Annotated in this window: 18 protein-coding genes; 10 read left to right on the forward strand and 8 right to left on the reverse strand. The window is 58.2% G+C overall.

The features are described from left to right. Positions 1-58 precede the first annotated feature (58 nt). Positions 59-2,299: a DNA gyrase subunit A gene (locus DWZ52_RS02205; protein ID WP_117773948.1), complete on the reverse strand. Its 2,241-nt coding sequence runs from the start codon at positions 2,297-2,299 to the stop codon at positions 59-61. Positions 2,300-2,344: 45 nt separating this feature from the next. Continuing rightward, positions 2,345-4,342: a type IIA DNA topoisomerase subunit B gene (locus DWZ52_RS02210; RefSeq protein ID WP_117776005.1), complete on the reverse strand. Its 1,998-nt coding sequence runs from the start codon at positions 4,340-4,342 to the stop codon at positions 2,345-2,347. Positions 4,343-4,530: 188 nt separating this feature from the next. On the opposite strand from DWZ52_RS02210, the gene DWZ52_RS02215 reads away from it, so the two are divergent. From DWZ52_RS02215 to DWZ52_RS02230, 3 genes are all read left to right on the forward strand, one after another. Beyond that, positions 4,531-5,091 carry a sugar O-acetyltransferase gene (locus tag DWZ52_RS02215; protein WP_199579071.1) on the forward strand — a complete coding sequence of 187 codons (561 nt, stop codon included), beginning with the start codon at positions 4,531-4,533 and terminating at the stop codon, positions 5,089-5,091. 424 nt (positions 5,092-5,515) lie between these two features. After that, entirely contained in the window at positions 5,516-5,746 is a 231-nt protein-coding gene (locus DWZ52_RS02225; RefSeq protein WP_117640851.1) for a helix-turn-helix transcriptional regulator, read from the forward strand. A gap of 9 nt (positions 5,747-5,755) precedes the next feature. Further along, positions 5,756-6,340: a hypothetical protein gene (locus tag DWZ52_RS02230; protein ID WP_118384801.1), complete on the forward strand. Its 585-nt coding sequence runs from the start codon at positions 5,756-5,758 to the stop codon at positions 6,338-6,340. Between the two features lie 352 nt (positions 6,341-6,692). Here the strand turns inward: DWZ52_RS02230 and DWZ52_RS02235 are convergent, their stop codons facing one another. The 4 genes from DWZ52_RS02235 to DWZ52_RS10000 all read right to left on the reverse strand — a co-directional run bounded on the left by DWZ52_RS02235 (position 6,693) and on the right by DWZ52_RS10000 (position 13,417). Further along, complete coding sequence (locus DWZ52_RS02235) at positions 6,693-7,529, reverse strand: DUF6273 domain-containing protein (protein ID WP_118384802.1); 837 nt, start codon at positions 7,527-7,529, stop codon at positions 6,693-6,695. Between the two features lie 25 nt (positions 7,530-7,554). Next, on the reverse strand, positions 7,555-7,761 hold the full coding sequence (locus DWZ52_RS10310) for a zinc-ribbon domain-containing protein (RefSeq protein WP_118384803.1): 207 nt from the start codon (positions 7,759-7,761) through the stop codon (positions 7,555-7,557). Positions 7,762-7,892: 131 nt separating this feature from the next. Continuing rightward, positions 7,893-12,257, reverse strand: coding sequence for a carboxypeptidase-like regulatory domain-containing protein (locus DWZ52_RS02245; RefSeq protein ID WP_118384804.1), 4,365 nt, complete (start codon positions 12,255-12,257; stop codon positions 7,893-7,895). 155 nt (positions 12,258-12,412) lie between these two features. Then, a complete protein-coding gene (locus tag DWZ52_RS10000; protein ID WP_199579075.1) occupies positions 12,413-13,417 on the reverse strand; it encodes a helix-turn-helix transcriptional regulator in 1,005 nt (334 codons plus the stop codon). Positions 13,418-13,714: 297 nt separating this feature from the next. Between DWZ52_RS10000 and guaA the strand changes: the two genes are divergently transcribed. Continuing rightward, a complete protein-coding gene (guaA, locus tag DWZ52_RS02255) occupies positions 13,715-14,695 on the forward strand; it encodes a glutamine-hydrolyzing GMP synthase (protein WP_082435590.1) in 981 nt (326 codons plus the stop codon). A gap of 116 nt (positions 14,696-14,811) precedes the next feature. On the opposite strand, the gene DWZ52_RS02260 is transcribed toward guaA, so the two are convergent. Both DWZ52_RS02260 and DWZ52_RS02265 read right to left on the reverse strand, forming a co-directional pair. Continuing rightward, positions 14,812-15,960 carry a cell wall metabolism sensor histidine kinase WalK gene (locus DWZ52_RS02260; protein WP_118384805.1) on the reverse strand — a complete coding sequence of 383 codons (1,149 nt, stop codon included), beginning with the start codon at positions 15,958-15,960 and terminating at the stop codon, positions 14,812-14,814. Further along, the gene (locus DWZ52_RS02265; protein ID WP_233547241.1) at positions 15,957-16,631 is read right to left on the reverse strand and encodes a response regulator transcription factor; all 675 of its coding nucleotides are present in this window, start codon (positions 16,629-16,631) and stop codon (positions 15,957-15,959) included. Before DWZ52_RS02265 ends, DWZ52_RS02260 begins: the two co-directional genes overlap by 4 nt. A 90-nt stretch (positions 16,632-16,721) precedes the next feature. On the opposite strand from DWZ52_RS02265, the gene DWZ52_RS10315 reads away from it, so the two are divergent. The 6 genes from DWZ52_RS10315 to DWZ52_RS02295 all read left to right on the forward strand — a co-directional run bounded on the left by DWZ52_RS10315 (position 16,722) and on the right by DWZ52_RS02295 (position 25,603). Next, positions 16,722-16,868 carry a CD1871A family CXXC motif-containing protein gene (locus DWZ52_RS10315; protein ID WP_040219972.1) on the forward strand — a complete coding sequence of 49 codons (147 nt, stop codon included), beginning with the start codon at positions 16,722-16,724 and terminating at the stop codon, positions 16,866-16,868. After that, on the forward strand, positions 16,861-17,772 hold the full coding sequence (locus DWZ52_RS02275) for a 4Fe-4S binding protein (protein ID WP_118384807.1): 912 nt from the start codon (positions 16,861-16,863) through the stop codon (positions 17,770-17,772). The genes DWZ52_RS10315 and DWZ52_RS02275 overlap by 8 nt, the downstream gene beginning before the upstream one ends. A 34-nt stretch (positions 17,773-17,806) precedes the next feature. Beyond that, a complete protein-coding gene (locus DWZ52_RS02280; RefSeq protein ID WP_118384808.1) occupies positions 17,807-18,769 on the forward strand; it encodes a redoxin domain-containing protein in 963 nt (320 codons plus the stop codon). Positions 18,770-18,995: 226 nt separating this feature from the next. Further along, a complete protein-coding gene (locus tag DWZ52_RS02285; protein ID WP_118384809.1) occupies positions 18,996-20,687 on the forward strand; it encodes an FAD-dependent oxidoreductase in 1,692 nt (563 codons plus the stop codon). 221 nt (positions 20,688-20,908) lie between these two features. Continuing rightward, entirely contained in the window at positions 20,909-24,163 is a 3,255-nt protein-coding gene (locus DWZ52_RS02290) for an ABC transporter ATP-binding protein/permease (RefSeq protein WP_118384810.1), read from the forward strand. A 159-nt stretch (positions 24,164-24,322) separates the two neighbouring features. Continuing rightward, on the forward strand, positions 24,323-25,603 hold the full coding sequence (locus DWZ52_RS02295) for an MFS transporter (RefSeq protein WP_118384811.1): 1,281 nt from the start codon (positions 24,323-24,325) through the stop codon (positions 25,601-25,603). Positions 25,604-25,661 lie beyond the last annotated feature (58 nt).

Genomic DNA, 25,661 nt, shown 5'->3' on the forward strand with positions numbered 1-25,661 from the left:
TTGCTGCGCTCCGGGCCCCGCTGCTTAGTTAAACCATGACGGTTTGGCTGCCGTCGTCCTAGTCAAACAGGCTCGGCATGTCGTTTTCTTTCATGAGGGCACCGGCAGAGGGCAGGCTCTGCGCGGTGAACTTCTCGGCCGAGACGCCGGCACCAAGAATCTCCTCGGTCGTGCCGACGGTGGTGACCGAGCGGCCCTTCTTGGCCGTGAAAGCCTGGACGCCCTGCGTGTTGGTGGTCGTCTTGGTCTTGAGCAGCGAGGTGTTGAAGTTCATCAGGCGGTAGTCGCTCGAGACCAGCGCGAGGTCGCGGTCTTCCTTGAGCACCTGCGCATGCAGCAGCTTGCTGCCGCCGTAGATGGCGTTCTTCAGGCGCTTGCGGTTGGTTTTGGTGACGTATCCGGAAAGTGCGACGCGCACCACGCGGCCGTTCTCAAAGACAAACAGCACGTCGGCCTTGTAGTCCTCGGGGTCGATGACCCAGATGACGCTCTCGTCGGGTTCCATCTCAAGATCGGTCGGCAGGTACGAGCCCAGCTGGGCCGACTTGGTGTCCTCAAACGCCGCAACCTTGCACTTGTACACCTGGCTCTTGTTGGTAAAGACCAGCAGCTCGTGGGTGTTGGAGGACAGGAACTCGATAAAGGGTTTGTCGCCGTCCTTGTACTTGAGCGTGGTCGCCTTTTTGAGCACGCGGTCCGTCATCTTCTTAAGGTAGCCATCGCGCGAGAGCATGATGGTGACCGGGTACTCCTCGACCTCGGGCTCCAAGCTTACCTCGATAACCTCATGGGGCTCGATCCTGCCCGTGCGGCGCGGCATCACGTACTTCTTGTTGACCGCGGCCAGCTCGTCGCTGATGACCTTCTTGATGTTCTCCTCGCTGGAGAGGATCTCCTCAAGCTCGGCGATCTCGCCCTCAAGCTTTGCAATGTCCTTGGTGCGGTTGAGGATGTACTCCTCGTTGATGTTGCGGAGCTTAAGTTCGGCAACAAACTCGGCCTGGGTTTCGTCGATGTCAAAGCCCTTCATAAGGTTGGGCACGACCTCGGCTTCGAGTTTGGTGCCGCGGATGATGGCGATGGCCTTGTCGATGTCGAGCAAAATCGCCTCGAGGCCGTGCAGCAGGTGCAGGCGCTCGGACTTTTTGCCAAGGTCAAAGTTAATGCGGCGACGCGTGGACTCAATACGCCACTTGACCCACTCGTGCAGGATCTGGCGCACACCCATAACGCGGGGATAGCCGTCGACCAGCACGTTAAAGTTGCACGAGAACGAATCCTGCAGCGTGGTCGAGCGGTAGAGCTTGGCCATGAGCTTGTCGGGGTCGACGCCGCGCTTAAGGTCGATGGCAATGCGCAAGCCCGAAAGGTCGGTCTCGTCGCGGATATCGGCGATTTCCTTGACCTTGCCCTCCTTGGAGAGCTTGACGATGCGCTCGATGATGACATCGGTCTTGGTGGTGTAGGGAATCTCGTAGACCTCGATGATGCGCTCTTCGGGGATCCAACGCCAACGGGAGCGAATCTGGAAACTACCAAGGCCGGTCTCGATGATCTTCTCCATCTCCTCGCGGCGGTAGATAATGTCGCCGCCGGTCGAGAAGTCGGGCATGGGCATGTACTCGAGCAGGTCGCAGCCGGGATCCTGCAGGTAATGCATGGTGGCAGTGCAGACCTCGTTGAGGTTGAAGCCGCAGATGTCGGACGCCATGGCGACGCCGATGCCCTTGTTGGCCGAGACGAGGATATTTGGGAACGTGGTGGGCAGCAGGCGTGGCTCCTTCATGGCGCCGTCGTAGCTGTCGACGAAGTCGACCGGGTCCTTGTCGATGTCCTTGAAGATTTCGGCGCTGATGGGGGAGAGCTTGGCCTCGGTATAACGCGAGGCGGCGTAGCTCAGGTCGCCCGAATAGTACTTGCCAAAGTTGCCCTTCGACTCCACGAAGGGGGCAAGCAGCGCCTCGTTGCCCGTCGCCAGGCGCACCATCGTCTCGTAGATCGCGGCATCGCCGTGCGGGTTGAGCTTCATGGTCTGGCCCACGATGTTGGCGCTCTTCTGGCGCTCGCCCTTGAGCAGACCCATCTTGTACATGGTGTAGAGCAGCTTGCGATGCGAGGGCTTAAAGCCGTCGATCTCGGGGAATGCACGCGAGACGTTGACGCTCATGGCGTAGGGCATGTAGTTGACCTCGAGCGTCTGCGTGATCGGCTGATCGGTGACCTCGGAGTGCAGGCCGATGACGTTCTCGGCGTTGACCTGTTTTTTCTTTGGCTGGTTCTTCGTCTTCTTCTTTGCCACGATTTCCTCTTGAACTATTTGTGGGCCGTCGTTATCGATTTGCTGCTATTGCAGGTCCAGCTGGTCCAGGTATTCCTTGCCGTGCTCGGAGATATGGCGCTTGCGGCCCGCCTCGTCGTTGCCCAGCAACAGGTTGAACATGGTTTCCATCTTGGTGACGTCCTCGGGCTCCACCTTGATCAGACGGCGCGTCTCGGGGTTCATGGTGGTGAGCCACATCATGTCCGGATCGTTCTCACCAAGACCCTTGGAGCGGTTGATGGAGCACTTCTGGTCGCCGATCTCCTTGAGGATGCCGTTCTTCTCGAGCTCGGTGTAGGCAAAGTAGGTCTTCTCTTTGCAGTTGATCTCGTAGAGCGGCGACTCGGCGATATACACGTAGCCCTCGTCGATAAGTGTGGGCACCAGGCGGTAGAGCATGGTGAGCACGAGCGTGCGGATGTGGTAGCCGTCGACGTCGGCATCCGTACAGATGATGACCTTGTTCCAGTTGAGGTTGTCCAGGTCAAAGGCACCGAGGTTCTTGATGCGCTTGTCCTTAATCTCCACGCCGCAGCCCAGCACGCGCATAAGGTCCATGATGATGTCGGACTTAAAGATGCGCGGATAGTCCTCCTTCAGGCAATTGAGGATCTTGCCGCGGACGGGCATAACACCCTGGAACTCGGCATCGCGCGAGGTGCGAATGGCGCCTGCTGCCGAGTCGCCCTCTACGATGTAGATCTCACGACGGTTCTTGTCCTTGGAGCGGCAATCGATGAACTTTTGCACGCGGTTGGCCATGTCGGTCTTTTGCTGCAGGTTGGTCTTGATGCTCTGACGCGTCTTCTCGGCGTTCTCGCGCGAGCGCTTGTTGATGAGCACCTGCTCCATGATCTTGTTGGCGGCGTCTTTGTTCTCGATCAGGTAGGTCGAGAGGCGCTCCTTAAAGAATGCCGTCATAGCCTGCTGGATAAAGCGGTTATTGATGGCCTTCTTGGTCTGGTTTTCGTAGGACGTCTGGGTGGAGAAACAGTTGGTCACCAACACCAGACAGTCCTGGACGTCTTGCCACTTAATGCCGCTCTCGTTTTTGTTGTACTTGCCCTGGCTCTTGATGTAGGCATCGATGGCGCTGGTCAGGGCGCTGCGGGCCGCCTTCTCCGGCGAGCCACCGTTCTCGAGCCATGATGAGTTGTGGTAGTACTCCTGCATTGTGAGGGTGCGCGAGAAGCACATGCACGCGGTGATCTTTACGTTGTAGTCGGGCAGGTCCTCGCGGTCGCGACCGCGACGGTCGGCCTCGATGAAGAAGGGCTCGGTGAGGTAGTCGGCACCGACCTTCTCGAGCACGTAGTCCTCGATGCCCTTGGGGTAGCAGAAGTCCTCTTCGGAAAACTCGCCATCGTCGCCTTCGATGCGCAGGCGGAAGGTCACGTTGGCGTTGACCACGGCCTGGCGGCGCATGGTCTCGCGATACCAGTCGTGGGGAATGCTGATCGAGGTAAAGACCTCAAGATCGGGGCGCCACTTGATGGTGGTGCCGGTGCGGTCCTCGTCGCTGGGCTCAATCTCAAGCGCTTTCTTTTTGGCGCCGACGACCTTGCCCTTCTTAAAGTGCAGGGAGTACTTGTTGCCGTCACGCCAAACCGTGACGTCCATGTATTCGGAGGCGTACTGGGTCGCGCAGGAGCCCAGGCCGTTGGTGCCGAGCGAGAAGTCGTAGTCGCCACCCTGGTTGTTGTTATACTTGCCGCCGGCGTAGAGCTCGCAGAAGACGAGCTCCCAGTTAAAGCGCTTCTCGGAAGGGTTCCAGTCGAGCGGGCAGCCACGGCCGTTATCCTCTACCTGAATGGAGCCATCGCGAAAGGCGGTGAGGGTGATGAGCTTGCCGTAGCCCTGGCGTGCTTCGTCAACGGCGTTGGACAGGATCTCGAAGGCGGCATGCGCGCAACCATCGAGTCCGTCCGAGCCAAAGATGACGGCGGGGCGCAGGCGTACGCGCTCCTCGTCCTTGAGCTGGCGGATACTGTCGTTACCATAGTTTGCGGTGTTTTTTGCCATACTCGCTCTCTCGGTGCTCCTTTGCTGCGTTTAAGTCATATAGATAGTCAAGGTAGCATAGCCCAGGCCATGGGCGATTCCACCTAACACGAAATCCATCGAACGCGCGTTCGTTATCGGTATGGAAACTGACGGCTTATCAAATGATAGAATTGCCGCCACAAATGTTTTTATTAAGGGGACTCACAGTGACCGAGAAAGAGAAGATGGAGCGCGGGGAGTGGCATGATGCCAACTTTGAGGAGGAACTCCTGGCAAAACGGGCGAGGGCAGAGGCGCTCTGCTATGACTTCAATATGGGAAAACCCGGAAGCGACGCGCAGCTTGACGCCCTAAAAACCTTGCTCGATACCGATTTTCCGGCGGGGCTGACGGTCCTTTCGCCTGCCTACTTTGACTACGGGGACAAGACAACCTTTGGCGACGGCTGCTTTGTGAACCATGGCTGCTACTTTATGGACGGTGGTTCTATTACCTTTGGTGACAACGTGTTTATTGGGCCGTTTTGCGGCTTCTACACCGCTTCGCATCCCCTTGGGGCAAAAGAGCGCAACTTGGGTCTCGAGAGGGCTCTGCCCATTGTTGTTGGCGATAACTGCTGGTTTGGCGCGAACGTGTCCGTGCTCCAGGGGGTTACCATCGGCAGCGGCTGCGTTATCGCTGCGGGAAGTGTTGTGACGGAAGACCTTCCGGACAACGTGATGGCGGCAGGCGTTCCCGCGGTCGTCAAGAAGATCATCGAACAATAACGGAGCTATTAAACGATGGGGCACGCATGGTTCCGACAAATCCGGTTATTGGCGTGCGCGTTGGCCATGCCGCGGGCATCGATTATGAGTAGCCATGTGCGAGAGCCCCGAATACTTCGCTGGCGTTGGTCATCTTTGAGATCTCGGCGCTGAGATAGGACGGTACTTCGCTTTCTAGGCAGGCGCCTTGAGCGTCTTCTTAATACGGGCGAGTTCACGCTCCCTGCCGAAGTCCCACTTACTCGGGTCCTTCCGACTCGGTTCTGCCCGAGTAAGATTGAAAAGCGAATCGAAATTGCATGTTCCTATGGCGATGACGAACATGATTTCCATAATGACAGATATAGTTGACATCTTCTGATGGATGCAATATATTTCTGTCATGTTGCAACGGATATCTGTCCATTACCACGAAAGGAACTCCATGCCGGGCAAAAAGAACCTCCGCATGAAGGCGGCGCGTGCGGTGGCCGGCCTTTCGCAAGCCGACTTAGCCCAAGCCGTGGGCGTTACGCGCCAGACCATCGGCCTGATCGAGGCGGGCGGCTACAACCCCACGCTCAATTTGTGCGTGGCAATCTGTAAAGCGCTACGCGTTACGTTGAACGACTTATTTTGGGAAGACGAAAACGACGTCGACCCTGACGCTCTTTAGGAGTTCGCTATGAAATTTGAAGATTTAAAACTCGTGCAAAAGTGGCGTGAATATGCCGGCCCAAAGGATGAGCGCCTGGAGGCTGAGAGCGCGAAGATCTACAAGATTGGTTTCGTGCTGCTTTCGTTTGGCATGTTGATGATCTTTTTCTACCGGTTTATAGCTCGACAGGTTGCGTGGGTTCACAGCGACGCCAGTGAAATGCCGCATGGCTTTGCAACGCCGTTCGAGGCAGCCATGTATTTGTGGCTCGTTCTCGTGATGTTGATTTGCGCAGGACTGCAAACGCGGAAGGGCTATGTCGATACCAATCGTTTTGGGCAAACCGAGCATCTTCCTGTTGGATATTTCCTGCTTGTCAGCGGTCTTAGCGGCGCCGCGTTCGCGCTTGTTATTGCCGCAATGCGCTGTATCGCTGAGGCGCAGATCGTACCGCTCGAAAGCGTCTTTTGGTTGGCGAACCTGGCCACGGGCGTGTTCTGCGGTGCGACGATTTTCGCGGCCACGTTTGCTGGCCTGTGCGCAACGTTTTTCACGGCGAAAAGACGCCGTGCCAAGCTCGAGGCAGAACTCGACTCCTCTGACGACATCTAATAATGTGCGGGACAACGCAGTCAAGCGGGACGACCTGATGTTCAACTCGGGGCTGTCCGCGATCGAGTTCGACGGACTGGAATAGACGAGAAAGTAAGCGCCCCTCGGCAAACCAGTGCCGAGGGGCGCTCGCAGTTTTGTTCAGATGCGAGTTTGTCTAGATGCAGAAGGCAGGCCTAACACCGACAAATGGCTCGCCGTCATGGATACTGTAAGAGTAGGGTTGGGACTTCGACTCGCAGGCCGCTGCCTCACCATCCCCATTGGAGTCGGTGCACCTAAAGCAGGGATTTAGCATGTCGTCAGCCTCTTTTCCTCCGAAGCAATCGCCATAATCTGACCAAGACCGGAGCTACCAACCGCCCCCGTCTTGCGAGTCATATGTTCCGAGGATACGATTTGGAGTGTCTGCCGTTACTCCGGCGTCGTTGAATAGCTGGTATTGAGAGCCTTCTTGCAACAGATATGTCCAGTTCGACATCAAGTAATCGCTGAGGGGGGCGAGCTCGACAAAGCTTGGAACCCACAGCTTATCCGAGGTCGTTATAGTCGTTGAGGTCGTCGTTAGGTCGGGATCGTCATTGAGCTCTGCGCCGATGCCACCGCCGTAGTAGGAATCGATCGTAAATGACACCCAAGGCATCACTGCGTCAGCCTTGTCCACGGAGACAATCTGCTCGCGCAGGTCCGAAGGGAGCTCGTTCGAGAAAGAGTCGCTGAGCCAAGAGCGCAAGGAGGCATTCTCCCAACTTATGTTGGCAGAGCCGTCGTCCTGAATCTTCTGGAATAGGTTATCGAGGTCGGCCCTCTCGAACATGTTTTTCTTGGCGATGTCATCGGCGAAGATGAACGTGATGCCCGCCTTGCCGGAGCCGTCGGACTTGTCGTCATGGTTGAATCCCATGATCATAACCTTGGTCTGTGTTCCGTCGGAGAGCGTGACGTCCTTGGTCTGGGTTCCGTCGAGCTTTCCGTCCGCCGTGCAGAGGTGGTACTTCTTGGCGATTTCTATGGCGCCGTTCTGGTCACCCTTTTTGGAGATAAGCTTGGAAATCTGGGCGATTTCTTCCCATGAATAGTCATTGAGGCAGCTTTTGACCTGTGGCCCCTTGGGCAACAGAACGACCACGGCAATAGCCATGATTACGACCGCCGCAACGATGCCGCCGATGACGGCTGGCTTGGGCACCTTATTTTTAGGCTTGCCAGCGGGCTTAGCGCCTGGCGTGCCAGATGCCGTTACGGGTCCTGGCGTTGCCCACCCCCTGAGCGGGGAGCGGCTTTCCGCAACCGAAGCAGAACTTTGCCTCGTCGGGGTTTCTGACCCCGCAGTTGGGACAGAACATCTTGTTCTCCCTTCGTCTGGTTTTTCCTGACGGGCCGATCTTATCGCTTGGAGTACCAATGTTGTTGCGCAACATCTCCGAGTTGATACACTTTTCGGCTGATGTTCGCTCTCAGCCTCGGTGCATCGCGAAGCCCAAGCGTATGCCGTGAGTTTTCCGATCTCGATAGCGTCCAGACAATGGAGCCAGAGTGCGTTATTCGGAAGTTAGTGCGGCGCATCCGACTCGGCTCCATCATCGTTACGCTCGAGCGCCGTGCGGCGGGCACTGTAGGCGACGAGGCCGGCGCCTGCCGCGGCGAGTGCTGCAGCGGCTGCCGTAAGGGGAGCGTTGACATCGCCCGTGCCCGCAAGCGCACCCGCTTTTCCGGAGCGCTTGTTATTGCCGTTGTCCTTGCCACTGCCGGAGCTGCTTCCGCCGGAGCCGCCGCCCTCGTCAGTACCGCCGCCGCTCGAGCCACCATCGCCGTCTGCTGTCATCGGGGCGTCGTGAAGTCCTGTCGTATCCGCGCTGTCGCATACGCCGACCTGAACTTCTGAGCGCTCGCATGCCGCGTCGGGTACATGAAGCTCGTGCAGTACGGCGTCCAGCGTCGAGTTTGCACCCGGTCGAATTTCCTCGAGCGTTACGGGATCGAGTGCCACCAGATTACGTGCCTTCGCATACAGCGTGACGCGTTTGCCCACTTCGTCGCCCCAACTCTCGGGGATGGCGAAGCTCATGCGGAACTGTGCCGTGCAACCCGGTGCCAGCACGGCGTTGCCGTTGTCGGCTACCAGCGGGTGCGTTGCAAAACGTGTGCCCAGCGTCTCGAGTGCGTACTTCACGTGTGCCATGTCGTTGGCCGAAGCGTCCTCGGCAAGCTCTGGATCGTAGATCGAAGCCATGCGTGCGTTCGCGCCGAATCCGATGGATGCGCTGGAGAACGGCTGGCTGGAGCCCTCTCGATACAGATCGATCGTGCCGGCGGTCAGCAAGGTGTTGCCGTCGTTTCGCACCGTGACCATGAAGGATTCGCCTGCTGCTCCGGGCACCACTGCGCCCGAGGTGGCGACCGCCCCTGTCGGAGTGGCACACGCCACCAAGGGCACTTCGATGCCGTGTAGCTCTGCCTCGCTCTTCTCCGCGCTCACAATGTGCGTGGCGAGCGCGGAGAGCATGCCTCCCGACGTCAAAAATGTCGTTATCTGATCGATGGGATGGTCCAGCTCGCACATCACGAACGGCTCCGTGAACAGATCGCCTGCCAAGGTGCTGGCGAAGATGCGGAAGTGCTTGCCCATCACTGCTACCGGGTTGCCTTCTTCGTCGTAGGTTTGCCCCACCTTGCCATCGGTGTTCTCTACATAGAGCGCGCACCTGCCGTTGTTGCTTATGCTAAACGATGCCGGGCCACAGCCTGCGGCACCCACGGGCTGCGTTGCAAATGCCGATGCGCCTCGCGTCCAAGTAATATGCTGCAGCTGCTCGTTGACGGTGGCCAAAAAGCCCGAATGTTGTGGCCACGGCACCGCATGGGGCACCGTGGCGTCTGGTGGCATAACGCCCCAGCCCGCAATGGACTGGCCGATCACGGCGTACGATGCGCAGCCGCAACCGTCTGCGGTCTCGTACGCAACGGGCACCACCATTTTGCCGTTGATATTCTCGGGCCCGCTCAGCTCGATACTCGACGGTGCCTGCGGAAAGCGAAGAACTTGGCGGAACGTCAGGCTGTCGCCCGAAACGTCCGACCATAGGGTGAAGCACTCCAGCGCAACCTCGGCCTCGCTGCCGAGCGCCTTCTCTGCGGTGGTTCCGCGGCGGTGGAGGTAGGCACCCGACAGGCGTCCGTCGACCAGCGTCTTGCCTACCGTGATGCGCGGGCACTGCAGGCAATGGTAGCCATCCTCCTGCAGGCGGCCGCGCGAGATGCTGCGCCACGACGTGTGCGATATCACTCGAACTCCGTCGTTGCTTATGCGCAGGCGCACAACGGACAGTATGCCGGATGTGCTCGCCGTATCGAAAAGGGTGTTGTCGCCGGCGGGGCGCTCGCCCGAGACCAGCAGCACGTAGGCGTCCTGGTTTCCTCTTCCGTCCGTATATTCCACCACGTCGAAGTCGTAATCGAATATGCCGTCGCGCTCCACGTCGCCCTCGCCAAACCCAAGGGGAAAGTCCACGGGCGTGGGAGCGGACCACGTGCCGTTTGCCTTTGTGTGCACCACCAGGCGCGAGCGGCCATTGTCGCCGTAGCGCACCGAGGCGATACGGAACAGGCATTCTACGCCGGCAATCATCGTTAGCTTCATGTGGGCTTCGCTGAGCACGCCGGAAAACAGCACGTTGTCGCTCGAGGGTTTTATGCCGCCACGCTCGTCCTCCGACACGCCGGCAGAATTGGCGTTGGGGTCCGCAACGGCGTTCGTCGCCTGCCCGATATAGGTGTACTTATACATTGGCGCGGCGTTTTCGTCGTTCTCTATCAGTGCATGGACGAAATGCTCGATCTGTCCCGTGTCGTCGCTTTCTGCATCCGCCTCGAGCTCAATGCGCGTGACCGCTTGATCCCAATCGCGCACGACAGGCGCGGCGTTTACGGCAGTGGCCTTAACCTCGGCGCGTGCGAGCAGCTCGGCGTTAGTGACGATGGTGGCCGATGCGATAAATTGCGGCACACCACCTGTCTCGGCGTTGCCGGGCGTGCCGAAGCAGGCATCCAACGTATAAGGCGTATTTCCACCCAATGCCAGCTCAGAGCGCTGGAGCACATACTGATCGCCATTGTTCACCGACAAATTCCACGAATCGAGGAGTGTGGGCCACGATCCCGACCAAGCTTTGGTGGTCCACTTGAACATGACGAACTGGAGTATCACATCGACATCGACGTCCGCACCTACGCGCAGTCGCGGAAGCTGGTGTCCATCCGCCTTCTCGTACCCAATGAACAACGTGAGGGACGCGGCGCCGCGCACGGCAGACGAGGCGACGCCTGCAACGCCGGCGCCAAAAGTGACGGCAAGCCCGATCTGGATGGTGAACGAGCCCGACGTGTTTGACCAATCGAGCGAAATGTTTTTAAAAAACGCCGCGCCGCTACCGTGCGTGTGGGCGCCCACCGCGAGCGCCAGTTTTGCCAGCACCCAGGGGTTGACGTTTAGGAAAAACGGCACCGGTCCCAAGGTGAACTGTTCGGTCCAGTTGAGGTCGGTTCTTACCTGGAAGAGGGCCTTAATATTGCCGTATGCGGGGTCGTTGTTGTCACCCCAGGTTTTGCCCACCCAATCGTAGGCGAGCGAGCCGTACAGCTGTGTGGCGATATCCATTGTGAACAGCAGCGTGCAATGGTGGCGAAGGAGCTTGGTGTTTCTTGGGTCGGTGCCCGAACCGGCACTCATGCTCTTGTACTGATTCCACTTCCCCTCCATCTCGTCGAGGTAGCGGTTTGCCTGCTTGGCACCCGACTCGCGCGGTGATTTCTTCCAGTATTCCGGATCAGGATTGCCCGAATCGTTCATATAGCTGGCTGGTTTGTATCCTCCGCCAAACAGCACGTATCCAGCAAACGAGAAATCGAAGAGGATCGGAAATGTGGGTATCCAGCACGTGAACTTATTGCCGCCGATGCCGGGAAACGCCGCGGGGAAATCAAACGGAGTGATCTCTTGGTCCATGGTGGTGGGAATGATGGTGGTCGAGCCCGATTCCGCCTTTGCGGCCGGCGCGGTGACAACGGCCATAGGGGATGAAAGCGTGTAGGTTTTGCCCTGATAGTCGAGGACAAAGCGCAGTTTGCACCCTTCTTCCAGAAGGCCCGATGCCGCGTCGAGAAACATGTCTTCGAGTGTGAACGTCGCCAGATTATCCGCGCCCGATGCGCTGGCCTTGATCTGACCGATCTGCGTGACGGTTTCGGGTGAGCTGCCCGCGGCAGACGTCACTTTGTTGATGCGCAGCGTTGCCTGTCCGCCCTGTGGCAGATGTGCCTGAACGGTAAAGGCGTGCGTATCGGGCTGCTCGTTTGCCGTGTCGTCTTTCGGCAATGCCATAAACGTGGCTTCAGCGTACTGGATGTCCCATTCGTCGAATGTGAGCTGGCGGAAGTACGGCTCGCCGTCGGAAAGCGGACGCGTGGGCGCGGTTATGGCAGTGCCGCCCTGAATGCGCGCAAGGGGAATCTCGACATCACGGTAGCCCGCCATACTAATGGAGATGCCGCCGTTAAAGTCGTACGCGTCAAGGAGCGTTGCCTCGTCCACGTAGCCTTCCGAAAGCGGCGCGACCTCAAAGATGGCTGTGCCTTCGTCGTCGGTCGTGGCGGTGAGCTGCTTGCCTGCGGCATAGCGTGATGTGAGCGTGACCTGGGCACCTGCGATGGGCGCATTCTTGTTGGCGACGTCGACCACGACCACACCAAACATGGTGCGCGAGAGAACGAGCACCTTAAAGGGACCTTCTTCGTCGGCATAGGCCGCGGTGGGCGCGAACGGCAGCAGGAAGGCATTTTCGCTTCCCGGCATGCGAGGCAACATAATGCTCGCTAGCGAGGACGCTCCGGCAACAAGTAACGAACGGCGATCAAGCATCTTGGACTCCCATCCCGCAAATATCGGTGGAAATAATCCAATTTTGCGAGAAGGCGCTTCGTGGCGGTAGTGCCGTTCGATGGCCAAAATGTCCAAATTGATCGAGCGAAGCGCCGGGTTCCGGAACGCGTTCGATGCGCTTGGCGGCCCGGTCGCTAACGCAACATATGCGCGACCAGCTCGGCGCGTGTGCCGATGCCAAGCTTTGCGTATACGCCGGATAGGCGGTTTTTGACGGTGCCCGGCGATACTCCCATATGGCGTGCGATTTCGGCGTTGGTCCATCCGCGGCAGGCGAGCATGGCCATGGTGAACTCTGTGGTCGTTAAATCGTCGGCAACGTCCTCGCCCGAATCGGGGTTGTGGATGCGCCGCCAGCCGTAGCTGAAGCGGTACGTGATCTCGATGATGCGCGCGAAATCGTCAGGGTATTGCGTTTTTAGGCACGCCTCGATGAGCCCCTGTAAAAGGCCGTGGTGCTCGCCGATGAGCTCGATGAGGCCGTCGGGGTGCGCAATGTCCCAAGCGGCGCCAAAATGCGCTTTTGCGGCGTCGACGTCTTTGATACTCATGTATGCCATGGAAGCTGCCAGGTGCAGGAACAGTTCCGAGATGGGATAGCTTCCCTGTTTCATAATTAGGGCGTTTTCCGCCATGCCCAGACTGCGGCCATATTCGCCGCGCAGGTACAGGGCATGCGCCATCACGTAGCTGGCGAACAAGCGCAGGCCTTCGGGCAGATGCGCCGCAAGCGGATAAAACTCTTCGGCAGAATACGGGGAAGGCAAGTGCAGCAGGACGCTCGCGGCCGAGGCGAACAGGATATGCGTGGCGTGGACGGCGGGCGATTCCTCGTCAGTTGGCGTATCGAGGATGCCCGCAAGGCACCGGCGGGCGTCGGCGATACGGTTGAGCGACAGACTGGCGTATCCGCAGATAAAGCATGCGGAATAGCGCAGTGCGGGATCGGTGGCGTCAAGATAGGGGCGCGCCGTCTTGGCAGCAAGGGTGGCCTGTCCGCGAAAGTACAGCGCTTCTGCCGTGGCAATGGCGCGCGAATCGGGGTCGGAAATGCCTGCAACCGCAGCGTCCATCTGCCCCGGCACAAAGGCAGTGCACATCAACGGCATGGGAACGCATGGGTAGCCATTGCAGTCCATCTTCCATCTCCCAACAGCTGGCAACAATAGCAGCAATTGTACTCCTGTTGCTCGGGACTTGAATTTGTGGGTATCGCCTACGATTGTGCCGAACGTATAAAGGAAGAGTCTATTGGCGATGCTCCCAAGGTGGCTACCGAAGCCTAGCTGACCTCGACATTAGGAAAAAATACCACCCCTGTAAAAAGCTCTGTCGCAGCGATGGGAAACGCATCTCGTTCTGCATATAATGAGGTCATGTGACGGTGCGTTTGCATACGTGTAACGCATTCCCATCGAACCGAAAAGGAGCTCTGCATGGATCCCAACAAGCGTCCCGACGACATGGTGCGTATCACCACTCCCGAACTTGCCCAGGCGTTCATCGAAGAGCAGGTCGCTGCAATCCGCGAGCAGATCGGCGACAAGAAGGTCCTGCTGGCCCTTTCGGGCGGCGTTGACAGCTCCGTTGTCGCGGCCCTGCTCATCAAGGCCATCGGCAAGCAACTCATCTGCGTGCACGTGAACCACGGCCTGATGCGCAAGGGCGAGAGCGAGCAGGTCGTCGACGTCTTCAAGAACCAGATGGACGCCAACCTGGTCTATGTTGACGCGACTGATCGCTTCCTGGATAAGCTCGTGGACGTCGAGGAGCCCGAGGCCAAGCGTAAGATTATCGGCGCCGAGTTCATTCGCGTGTTCGAGGAGGAGGCCCGCAAGGTTGGCGACGAGGTTAGCTTCCTCGCCCAGGGCACCATCTATCCCGACATCCTGGAGTCCCAGGATGGCGTGAAGGCTCACCACAACGTGGGCGGCCTGCCCGATGACCTGCAGTTTGAGCTCTGCGAGCCCGTCAAGCTGCTGTACAAGGACGAGGTGCGCGTCGTGGGCCGCGAGCTCGGCCTGCCCGAGAACATGGTTGAGCGTCAGCCGTTCCCCGGTCCTGGCTTGGGCGTCCGCTGCCTTGGCGCCATCACCCGCGACCGTCTTGAGGCGCTGCGCGAGGCCGATGCCATCGTGCGCGAAGAGATCGACAAGGCCGGCCTGACCATCTGGCAGTATTTTGCCGTCGTGCCCGACTTCCGCGCCACCGGCGTGCGCGAGGGTAAACGCGCCTACGACTGGCCCTGCATTATTCGCTGCATCAACACCGTCGACGTCATGACCGCCGAGGTGCCCGAGCTCGACTGGGCGCTGCTCAAGCGCATTACCGCTCGCGTGACCGCCGAGGTCCCCGGTATTTGCCGCGTTTGCTACGACCTCACGCCGAAGCCCGTCGGCACGGTCGAGTGGGAGTAAGCTAACTCAGCTGGTAGGCGACGAGAACTAGCAGATGTGACAAAGGGACAGTCCCTTTGTCACATCCTCGATATTATGTGCGGGATGGTACGCCACGCGGCGTGCCATCCCGTTCGTTATTTTAATGAGCCGAGTGCGCGAGTGGGAAGAGTCACGAGCATGGTCGTTCCGCGCTCCGAGCTCTCTTCGACCTCGATGGAGCCGCCGTGGAGCGCGGCAATCTCCCAGACCAGCGCAAGTCCCAGCCCCACGCCGCCGTATGCCCTGCTGCGCGATTTGTCGACGCGAAAGAAGGGCTGAAAGATGCTCGTCTGGTATTGCTCGGGAATGCCCGGCCCCTGGTCGCGCACGCGTAGCAGCACACGGTCGCCTTCGGCGCAGGCGTTGATTTGCACGGTCGAGTTGGGCGCGCTGTAACGTATGGCGTTTTCGGCCAAGTTGAACAGCAGCCGATAGATTAGCGTATCGCTGCCGATCGTTTGCGCGTCGCCCTCACTTGCGAGCGCGATGCCCTTTTGCTCGGCAAGGGGCGCCAGGTCCGTGAGTACTTCTTCGATCATCGGCGCCAGGTCAATCGCATCGTTGCAAGGGACACTGCGCAGCTCGCTCATCTCGAGCAGGGTCTTTGTCATGTGCGTCATCCGCTCGGTCTGCTCCTGCAGCAGCCCGAGCAGGCTCGCTGTATCGGCGTCGGCGTCGGGGTGCTCGGCGCAAAAAAGCTCAACCTGGGCCTGCGTGAGCGCAAGTGGCGTGCGCAGCTCGTGCGCCGCATTGCCCGTAAACTGTCTTTGTGCGGAAAATCCCTCGTCAAGGCGGGCAATCATGTCGTTAAACGACGCGCTGCAGCGCCTGAGTTCAGAGGGCACGTCCTCGCTGATTTTTGTGTCGGCGAGGTTGTCGGGCCGCACGCTCTCGACTTGCGTCGCAAAGAAGCGAAGCGGTCGCAGCGCACGCCCGCTTACAAAGTAGGCCAGCACGCCGCCGAGCAGCGTTACCGCCGCGGTTATATACCAGCTCGTCGCGCCAAACGATTCCTGGGCGTCGTTCACGACGATGGTCAGCGCGTCGTCGAGCTCTTTGTTTGTCGGGTCAAATGAGCTGGGCGAGGCCGCCTCCACCTCGCTATGCGCCGATACCTTCTCACCAATCGAGTCCATGTAGCGCATGCCGGAGTAGCCAACCAGGCAATTCATAAGTACGCAGGTCGAACATACCAGCAGGGCCGTCATTAACGTGATGCGCCACTGCAGCGACAGCCGCTTCATTTACCGTCCTCCATAACGTAGCCTTCGCCGATTCGGTTGCGGATGGGGTCGTGCCCCAACGCACCGCGCAGCTTTTTGCGCAGTGACGAGATATGAACGCGGGTTGCGTTGCTAAAGCTGTTCACGGTGCTATCCCATACATGCTCGATAAGCTCTTCCTGGCTCACCGGCCGCCCCTGGTTAAGCATCAGGTATTCCAAGATGCCGGTCTCCTTGCGCGTGAGGGATAGGGTCTCGCCGCCCACGGAGGCGAGGCGCGCCTTGGTGTCAAAGCTCAACAATCCACAGGCTAGAACAACGTCGTTTTGCGTAAAGCGCCTGAGCGTGAGACTGCGTATGCGTGCCGCCAGCTCGTCAAGATGGAACGGCTTGGTGAGGTAGTCGTTGGCGCCCGCATCGAGCCCCGCTACCTTGTCGGAGACCTCGCCACGTGCGGACAGAATCAGTACCTTAGTTTCGCAGTCAGTTTTCCTAAGTTCCCTGAGTACGGCCGTGCCGTCGATACGGGGAAGGTTGAGGTCGAGTACCACGAGGTCGAAGGCCTCAACGTTCAGTAGGTCGAGCGCCTCCTGTCCGTCGTGACAGCAGTCGACGCTGTACGCCAAGTTTCGCAAACTGCGTGCGATCGTGTCGCACAGTGCTCGCTCGTCTTCGACGATCAAAATACGCATAACAGTCTCCTTGCACATTCCAAATCGCGCTTAACACGGATTTTATAGTCGATATGGTCCAATGGTCGCGTAACGAAAGGAGTGGTCGGATTGTTCAAAGCGGTAAAACCCGTGGTACAGGTCGCTTTGTTGATCGTCGGAATTGCCATGGTGTGCTTTGGCGTTATGCGTGGCGAGGCGGATGCCGTGCTGGCCAAAGCGATTAGGCTGTGCTTGGAGTGTATCGGAATTGGATAAAAGAAAAAACACCGGATCGCATCTTTTGGCGCGATTTCGTGGATTGATTCAGGCGTCGGCGACGCTTGCGACCAATATTCACCTGCCTAACTTTGCCAAGGGCGGCATCTACCAGGGAGCGGGCAAAGCCGTCTGCGTGCCGGGGCTCAACTGCTACTCGTGTCCGGCGGCCTCGGGTGCGTGTCCCATCGGGTCGTTTCAGTCGGTGGTGGGCTCGTCTAAGTTTAGCTTTTCGTATTACGTCACCGGAACGCTCATTCTAATCGGCGTGCTGCTGGGACGTTTTGTATGCGGCTTTTTGTGCCCGTTTGGATGGCTGCAAGAGCTTTTGCATAAGATTCCCAGCAAGAAGCTCTCCACGAAAAAGCTCAAGCCGCTCACGTACATCAAGTATGCCGTGCTGCTGTTTGCCGTGGTGCTGCTGCCCGTCTTGGTGGTCAACGATGTGGGTATGGGCGACCCGTTCTTTTGCAAGTACATCTGCCCGCAGGGCGTGCTCGAGGGCGCGATTCCGCTGTCCATCATGAACATGGGAATCCGCTCTGCGCTGGGAAAGCTCTTTACCTGGAAGCTCGCGATCCTCATTGTGGTTGCGGTGCTGAGCGTGCTGTTCTATCGCCCCTTCTGCAAATGGATTTGCCCGCTCGGCGCATTCTATGCGCTCATGAATAAGGTGTCCCTACTGGGGATTCGGGTCGATGCATGCAAATGCGTCTCGTGCGGCAAGTGCGCCAGGGTGTGTCAGATGGACGTGGACGTTACGCGTACACCCGACCATGCCGAGTGTATTCGTTGCGGCAAATGCGTGGGCGCGTGCCCCGTCGATGCTATTAGCTTTCGCTACGGGCTGGGTGTGACGGGCGACAAGCCCGCGCAGCCCACGCAAGCCTGCGAAAACAAATAGGTACCTATATAAGCTTCGATATAACGGAGGAACCATGAAACTGTCAAAAATTGCGGCCCTGTTGATGCTGCCCGTGCTGGCGCTGACTCTCGCGGCGTGCTCTGCCCCCAAGGGCGACGCGAAGGATGCCGCGAGCGGCGATGCGCAGATTGCCGAGCTTGTGGCGCAAAAGCCGTCGAGCGCCGAGGAGGCGGCCGAGCTGTACCAGCAGCTGCTGCAAAAGGAAAACGAGATCTTTGCGAGTGATAACGCCCTATGGGAAAAGGTGTTCCTTGCGGCCAACAAAGACACTCCCATGATTGAGGACGGCAAGAACTACGGCGACTTTTTGCTTGATACCATCGAGGGCGCCAAGGACCAGTTTACAGCTGACGAGCTCAAGACGCTTAAGGCCGGCGCGCAGCAGGTCAAGGAGATCGAGGACAAGCTCATGGCGCTGGAGAAGGAGTTCCCCGGATGTGGCAGCACGCCCGGCGAGGGGGAGAGCGTTGATGCTTCGGCCGCAGGGATGACCAACGGCGAGAGCGAGGCAACGAAGTTCCCCAGCTTTAAGGGCAAGGACTTGGACGGCAACGATGTAAACAGCGACGAGCTGTTCTCCAAGAACAAGGTCACCGTCATGAACTTCTGGTTTACCACCTGCAAGCCGTGCGTGGGAGAGCTGGGCGATCTGGAGAAGCTCAACAAGGAGCTTGCCGAGAAGGGCGGCCAGGTCGTGGGCGTTAATTCCTTTACCCTCGATGGCAACAAAGATGAGGTGGCCGATGCCAAGGACGTGCTTTCCAAGAAGGGCGTGACGTATAAAAACATCTGGTTTAAGTCGGATAGCGAGGCCGGAAAGTTCACCTCCAACCTGTACTCGTTCCCGACCACCTACGTGATCGACCAGAACGGTAACATCGTGGGAGAGCCGATCATGGGCGGTATCAACTCCGCTGAGCAGCGCGAGGCGCTCAACAAACTGATCGATCAGGCACTCGCGAAGAGTGAACAGTAAGTCCGTGGGACAGACAACTGAAGGGGAGTCGCTGGAAACAGCGACTCTTTTTTCTGCTTCGGGGTAGCATCATGGGTATACGTCGAAAGGGCACGCAGCTTTTCGTGCATTGCCTGAGCGGTGCGCGAAGCAACCAAGCTGTGAGTTTTCTTAAGCGTTCTGGGTATGGCAGTGTCAAGAATATCGGCGGCATAAGCGGCTACACGGGAAAGGTGGTGCGTTGGCTATGAAGGTGGTTATCGTTGGAGGCGTCGCGGGCGGCGCATCGGCGGCGGCACGTTTGCGCAGACTCGACGAGCAGGCCCAAATTGTCATCTTTGAGCGCACGGGTTTTGTATCGTATGCCAACTGTGGGCTTCCGTACTACATTGGCGGCGTGATAGAAGAAGAGGGCGCATTGACGCTGCAGTCTCCCAAGGGCTTTTGGGATCGCTTTCGCATTGCGGTCAAGACGAGTCACGAGGTGTTTGCCATCCATCCCGATTCGCATACGGTCGAGGTTCGCAATATGCTGACGGGCGAGGAATTTGTCGAGACGTATGACAAGCTCATCCTGTCGCCGGGTGCAAAGCCGATTCGCCCTGCGTTGCCGGGCATCGACTCGGATAAAATCTTTAGCCTACGCACCGTTGAGGACACGCTGCGTATTCACAGCTATGTTCGAGAGCGGCGACCGAGCAGTGCCGTCGTGATCGGCGGCGGCTTCATTGGCGTCGAGACGGCGGAGAATCTGTGCGAGCTGGGGCTCCAGGTGACCCTTCTGCAGCGTCCCGTCCAACTTATGAACAACCTGGATTACGACATGGCGACCCTTTTGCATACCGAGGTGCGTGAGCACGGTATCGATCTGCGCCTCAAGGCCGATGTGACAGGTTTTGAGGAAGTTGATGGCCGCGTTGTCACCCATGTTGCGGGCGATGACCCTATCGGAGCCGATATGGTGCTGCTTGCCATTGGCGTGGCACCTGAGAGCCATCTGGCGCAAGAGGCGGGGCTCGAACTGGGCATCAAGGGGGCTATTGTGGTCAACGACCGCATGGAGACCTCTGCTGCCGACGTGTATGCCGTGGGCGATGCCGTGCAGGTCACGCATCAGGTGACCGGCGAGGACGCGGTCATTTCGCTCGCCGGCCCCGCCAACAAGCAGGGGCGTGTCGTCGCCGATGTCATAGCCGGCATGGACAGCTGCTACCTCGGATCGTTGGGCTCATCGGTTATCAAGGTATTCGACTTGACGGCGGCAAGCACGGGACTATCCGAAAAGGCAGCACACGCGGCGGGAATTGACTGCGACAGCGTGGTCCTGTCGCCCGGTTCGCATGCGGGTTATTATCCGGGTGCAATGCCCATGACCATGAAGGTTATCTTCGAGAAGCAGGGATTGCGCCTGCTGGGTGCGCAAATCGTGGGCATCGATGGTGTGGACAAGTGTATCGACGTTCTGGCGACTGCCATCCAGGCAGGCATGCGCGGCGATAGGCTTAAGGATTTGGACCTAGCATACGCGCCGCCGTACTCATCGGCGAAGGATCCCGTCAATATGGCGGGCTTTATGATCGAGAACCTCAATCGCGGCATACTGGCGCAGTGGCATTGGGAGGATGAGCCCAACTTGCCACGCGATGGCAGCGTGCAGCTGCTCGATGTTCGTACGGAAGGGGAGTATGAGCGCGGGCATATCGATGGTTTCGTAAACATTCCCGTCGATGATCTGCGCAATCGCCTGGGCGAGCTCGACCGGGCCAAGCCGGTCTACGTAATTTGCCAGAGCGGCATTCGCAGCTACATTGCTTGCCGCATTTTGGCGCAGCATGGCTTTGAGTGCTTTAACTTCTCGGGCGGCTATCGCTTCTTTGCAGCCGTGACTGAGGCTCGCCGCGGCAGCGCTAACGTTATGCCGTGCGGGCTCGAAAAGTAGCGCGCATTGGAATGTGACAAAGTGACAGCCTCTTTGTCACATCGGGGATGTTATATGCGGGATGGTGCGCCATGCGGCGTGCTGTCCCGTTCGTTTTTTGGCGCGGTTCGTTACATTCCTCACTGGTATCGGCCAAAAATGAGGATAGAGTAGGACAAGCGCGCCGAACGTGAACGGCGGGGGAGCGGGCGAGCGCGCCCGCGCGAGAGAGGTTGCCGTCCATGCTGGATCTCAGAGATATTTGCAAAAGGTACGTTACGCAGTCGTTTACGCAGGTAGCGCTCGACAGCGTAAGCCTGTCTTTTCGCGATAACGAGTTTGTAGCCATCCTGGGTCCCTCGGGTTCGGGTAAAACTACGATGCTCAACGTCATTGGTGGACTCGACCATTTCGATTCCGGCGACCTGTTGATCGATGGCATCTCGACCAAGGACTTCAGCGACCGCGATTGGGATGCCTACAGAAACAATCGCATTGGCTTTGTGTTTCAGAGCTACAACCTCATTCCGCATCAGACCATTTTGGAAAACGTGGAATTGGCGCTTACGCTCACGGGCGTGGGGCATGCCGAGCGCCGCCAGCGTGCACGCAAGGCGCTTGAGGCAGTCGGTCTGGGCGAGCACGTTAACAAGCGCCCGAGCCAGCTATCGGGCGGCCAGATGCAGCGCGTGGCTATTGCCCGCGCCCTGATCAACGATCCCGAGATTGTGCTGGCTGACGAGCCGACCGGCGCCTTAGACTCAACGACATCCGTGCAGGTCATGGATTTGCTCAAGGACGTTGCGCGCGACCGTCTGGTCATCATGGTCACGCACAATCCCGAGCTGGCGTACCAGTACGCCACGCGCATCGTCAACCTGGCGGACGGCAAGATCACCGACGATTCCGATCCCTTTGATGTTGCCAATGCCGCGCGTCGCGAGGCTAAGCCTACGCGCAAAACCTCGATGAGCTTTGTGACGGCGCTGGGGCTTTCGGCGCGAAACCTTTTGACCAAGAAGGGCCGTACGGCTATGACGGCCTTTGCTGGTTCGATCGGCATCATCGGTATCGCGGCGATTCTGGCGCTCTCCAACGGCGTAAACGGCTACATCAAAAAGGTCGAGGAGGATACGCTCTCGAGCTACCCGCTGACGATTTCCAAGCAGGATTACGACCTGTCGTCCATGATGGGCGGACAGGGGACCACGGATGACGATACGTCCAAGAACGAGGGCTCGTCCGACGGCAGCACTGACGGCAAGGCTCGGGGAACCGATAAGATTCCTGTGGTCACGGCCGTAAAGGATATGTTTGCGAGCGTTAAGTCCAACGACATGACGAGCTTTAAGGCATGGCTCGATGCCGGTGGCGACGGCATCGATAAAGAGGTCAATGCCATCCAGTACGGCTATGGCGTGACGCCGGTTGTCTATCGTGCGGGCAAGGGCGATGAGAAGCCTGTCCGGCTGGTGCCCAACGCTATGACCGAGGCCATGAGCGGCGGCGCGAGTTCGGCGGCGACGGTGAGCATGGAATCCATGGGAACCTCGGTCTTTAACGAGATGATTGACGACCAGAGCCTGCTCGACAGCCAGTACGATGTTGTTGCCGGCCATTGGCCTACGTCAGCCAACGAGGCCGTGATGGTGCTTTCGAGCCGCGGAACGGTGGGCGACTACACGCTCTACAGCATCGGCGCGCTGGATATCGATGAACTCAACGATCTGGTAAACAGCGCCATGACGGCCGACGGCAAGGTCGAGACGCCCGAGACCGGCAGCGACTTTACCTACGACGACGCGCTGTCCACGGCGTTTAAAGTGTTGTCGCCGGCCGATGCCTATCGCAAAAACGAAGAGACCGGCATGTGGACCGACATGTCTGGCGATGCCGACTTTATGACGGCCAAGGTTGCCGACGGTATTGACGTGCGTATTGTGGGCGTGGTGCGACCGAACGAGATAGCCAACGCGAGCGCGTTGTCTCCGGGTATTGCCTATACACACGCGCTGACTCGCCAGCTTATGGAGCGCGCCGCCGATTCACAGATAGTGCAGGAGCAACTTGCCCACCCCGAGACGGATGTCTTTACGGGCAAGACCTTTGACGAGTTGCAAGGCGAGGCCAAGCAGGGCGTGGATCTGGGCAGCATGTTCAGTGTGGACGAGGCGGCGTTGAAGAGCGCGTTCTCGTTCGATGCATCTGCACTCTCGGGTGCTGCCGGTGGCATGGATCTTTCGGGCATCGATTTGTCGGGCCTGGATATTGACCTTTCGGGCGTTGGCAAGGACATCGACTTCAGCAGCATCATGGCAAAAGCACCGGCCCCAGATTTCTCGGGCATCTTTGACGGTCTGGAGCTCACGCCCGAGCAAATGCAGCAGGTGGGAACGCTTGCCAACCAACTGTTTGAGGGCTTTTTGCAGTCTGATCAGTTTAAGGCGCTGTCGCCCGAAGATCTTAAGGACGCGTCGAAGCTCGCCGCCGCGTTCTCGACGTATCTTGAGAGTGATGCGGTAGCCCAGCAAATCCTGGCCCAGCTCAAAGCGCTCGGCGGCGATGCCCTGGTAGAGCGCCTGCAGCACGCGATGACCGACTATGTGCAAAAGCAGCTGGCTCCGTATTTGCAGCAGTCTATGGATCAGGTGATGAAGGCGGTCAGCGAGCAGATTGCGACGACGGTATCAACCCAGCTCAAGGCGGGTGCGGCAGGGCTCATGGGCCAAATGGCGACGCAGATGTCTTCGAGTTTTGCCAACCTGGCGAGCGCCATGCGCGTGGATGCGGGCGCCTTTGCTCGTGCCATCCACTTCAACATGGACGCCGAGGACCTGAGCTCGCTCATGATGAGCTATGCCAAGGCGTCGAAGCTCACCTACGACAACAATCTGACCACGTTGGGCTATGCGGACGAGGCGGACCCCATTTCGGTCAAGATTTTCCCGCGCGACTTTGAGGCCAAGGAGCGCGTGCTCGATTACATCGATGCGTACAACAAGCAGGTCAAAGCTGCTGGCCACGATGAGCAGGCAATCTCGTATACCGACTACATGGGCATCATCATGGGCTCGGTGACCGACATCGTGAATACTATCAGCTTGGTGCTCATCGCATTCGTGAGTATCAGTTTGGTGGTGAGCTCCATCATGATCGGCATCATCACCTACATCAGCGTGCTGGAGCGCAAAAAGGAGATTGGCATCCTGCGCGCGATCGGCGCGTCAAAGCGCAACGTGGCCAACGTATTTAATGCCGAGACCTTTATCGAAGGCCTCATTGCCGGCGTCTTTGCCATTGTCGTCGTGGTGGCCGTGAGCTTTCCGGTTAATGCCTGGGCGCTTGCGGCCAAGCAGGTGCCCAACCTGATGAGCCTGCCCGTTCAAGACGCGCTGATGCTCATTGTAATTTCGGTGCTGCTGACGGTCGTTGCCGGCCTGCTGCCGGCTCGCAGCGCATCCAAGAAAGACCCTGTGGAAGCCCTGCGTTCCGAATAATGCGACAAAGGGACAGTCCCTTTGTCGCATTGGGGGACCAATTACCGTTCGGCACGTTAAGGGTCCCCGCTCCCCGCTTAACACTTGACGAAGGATCTCCATCTTTATATACCTATCGGTAGGCATATAGGTTGCATTGCCGATAGAAACGGAGTAACCATGACTCTCATCGCACCAGCCGAAAAGGACCGCCCCCGTGAGAGCGGCGCATTTGCTTGGATTGTCGTTATTGCGCTCGGTTTAATGTCTGCGGGAACAACCGGCACCTACAGCATCATTGCCGGCTCATTCATCGCTCCTGTATGTGAAGACCTGGGCTTTGACTACACTTCTTTCTCTTTCTATTTCACCGCGATTCTTCTTGGCCTTGCGCTTGGGCTTCCGCTTTTGAGTCGTTTCATTCCAAAAGTAATCGGCAAACCATGGCATATTTGCGTTGAACTCGTCCTTATTGCCGCCGGCGCCGCAATGGCGTTCTACACCGAGGTCTGGATGTTCATCGTCTCCGCCGCAGTGATCGGCATCTGCTTTTCGTTCACAACGGGTGTCTGCATGTCCGATGTCATTGACCAATGGTTCAGTAAATCGTCTGGTCTTGCCATCGGCCTTGCGTGGGGCGTTAATTCTCTCTGCACGCTGCTATTGAGTCCTGTCATTACACTGGTCATCGAGCAGCAAGGCTGGCGTACGGGTTACATCGTACTTGCGGCCGTTTCTGCAGCCATGATATTGCCCACAAGCGCATTTATCATTCGCCTTAAGCCTTCTGATCGCAATATGCTTCCGTACGGAGAGACTACCTCCGAAACCCATGAGAGCCACAGCGCCGATGAAAAGGAAGATGTCTCTTCGGGCATGGCGCTCCGCGATGCCGCGAAAACGCCATCTTTTATTCTCTGCGCCTTTCTGCTCTGCGTGGCGCAACTCACCTGCTGCATGAACCAGCTGTTCCCGACCTATGCAAGCGAGGTCGGCTTCAATCCCATCGTGGGAAGCCTAATGGTTTCGGCGGCTTCGCTCTCCGATATTTTCCTAAATCCCTTCGTAGGCAAAACATGCGACAAGCTCGGTGCTATTAAAGCAACGGTCGCATGGACGGGAGTCAGCATTCTTTCATTCCTACTTCTCATCTTTGGCGGAAGCAACGAGACCGTTTCCATCATCGCGGCCGGCGTAAACGACGTCATGTTCGCCATCGTTGGAACTGCAATGCCGATGATTCTCCTCTCGCTCTTCGGATCACGCGATTTTGGAAGGATCTATTCGATTATTTGCTCAGCGGGCTATGTTGTCGGAGCTTTCGGAATGCCAGTCATGATGAAGGTTTACGGTATGGCAGGGTCTTTCCAAGGAGTATTCGTTTTCTGTATCATCTGCAACCTTCTGATTGCGACATTTGCTTTAGTTTCCGGTCTCCTCAATAAGACTACCGCGAAATAACCTGACCAACGAACTGCTTGAGTAATCGCCCTCTTTGACACCGGCGATATTGAGCCCG

The organism is Collinsella sp. AF33-16 (assembly GCF_003475325.1).
Classification (GTDB): domain Bacteria; phylum Actinomycetota; class Coriobacteriia; order Coriobacteriales; family Coriobacteriaceae; genus Collinsella.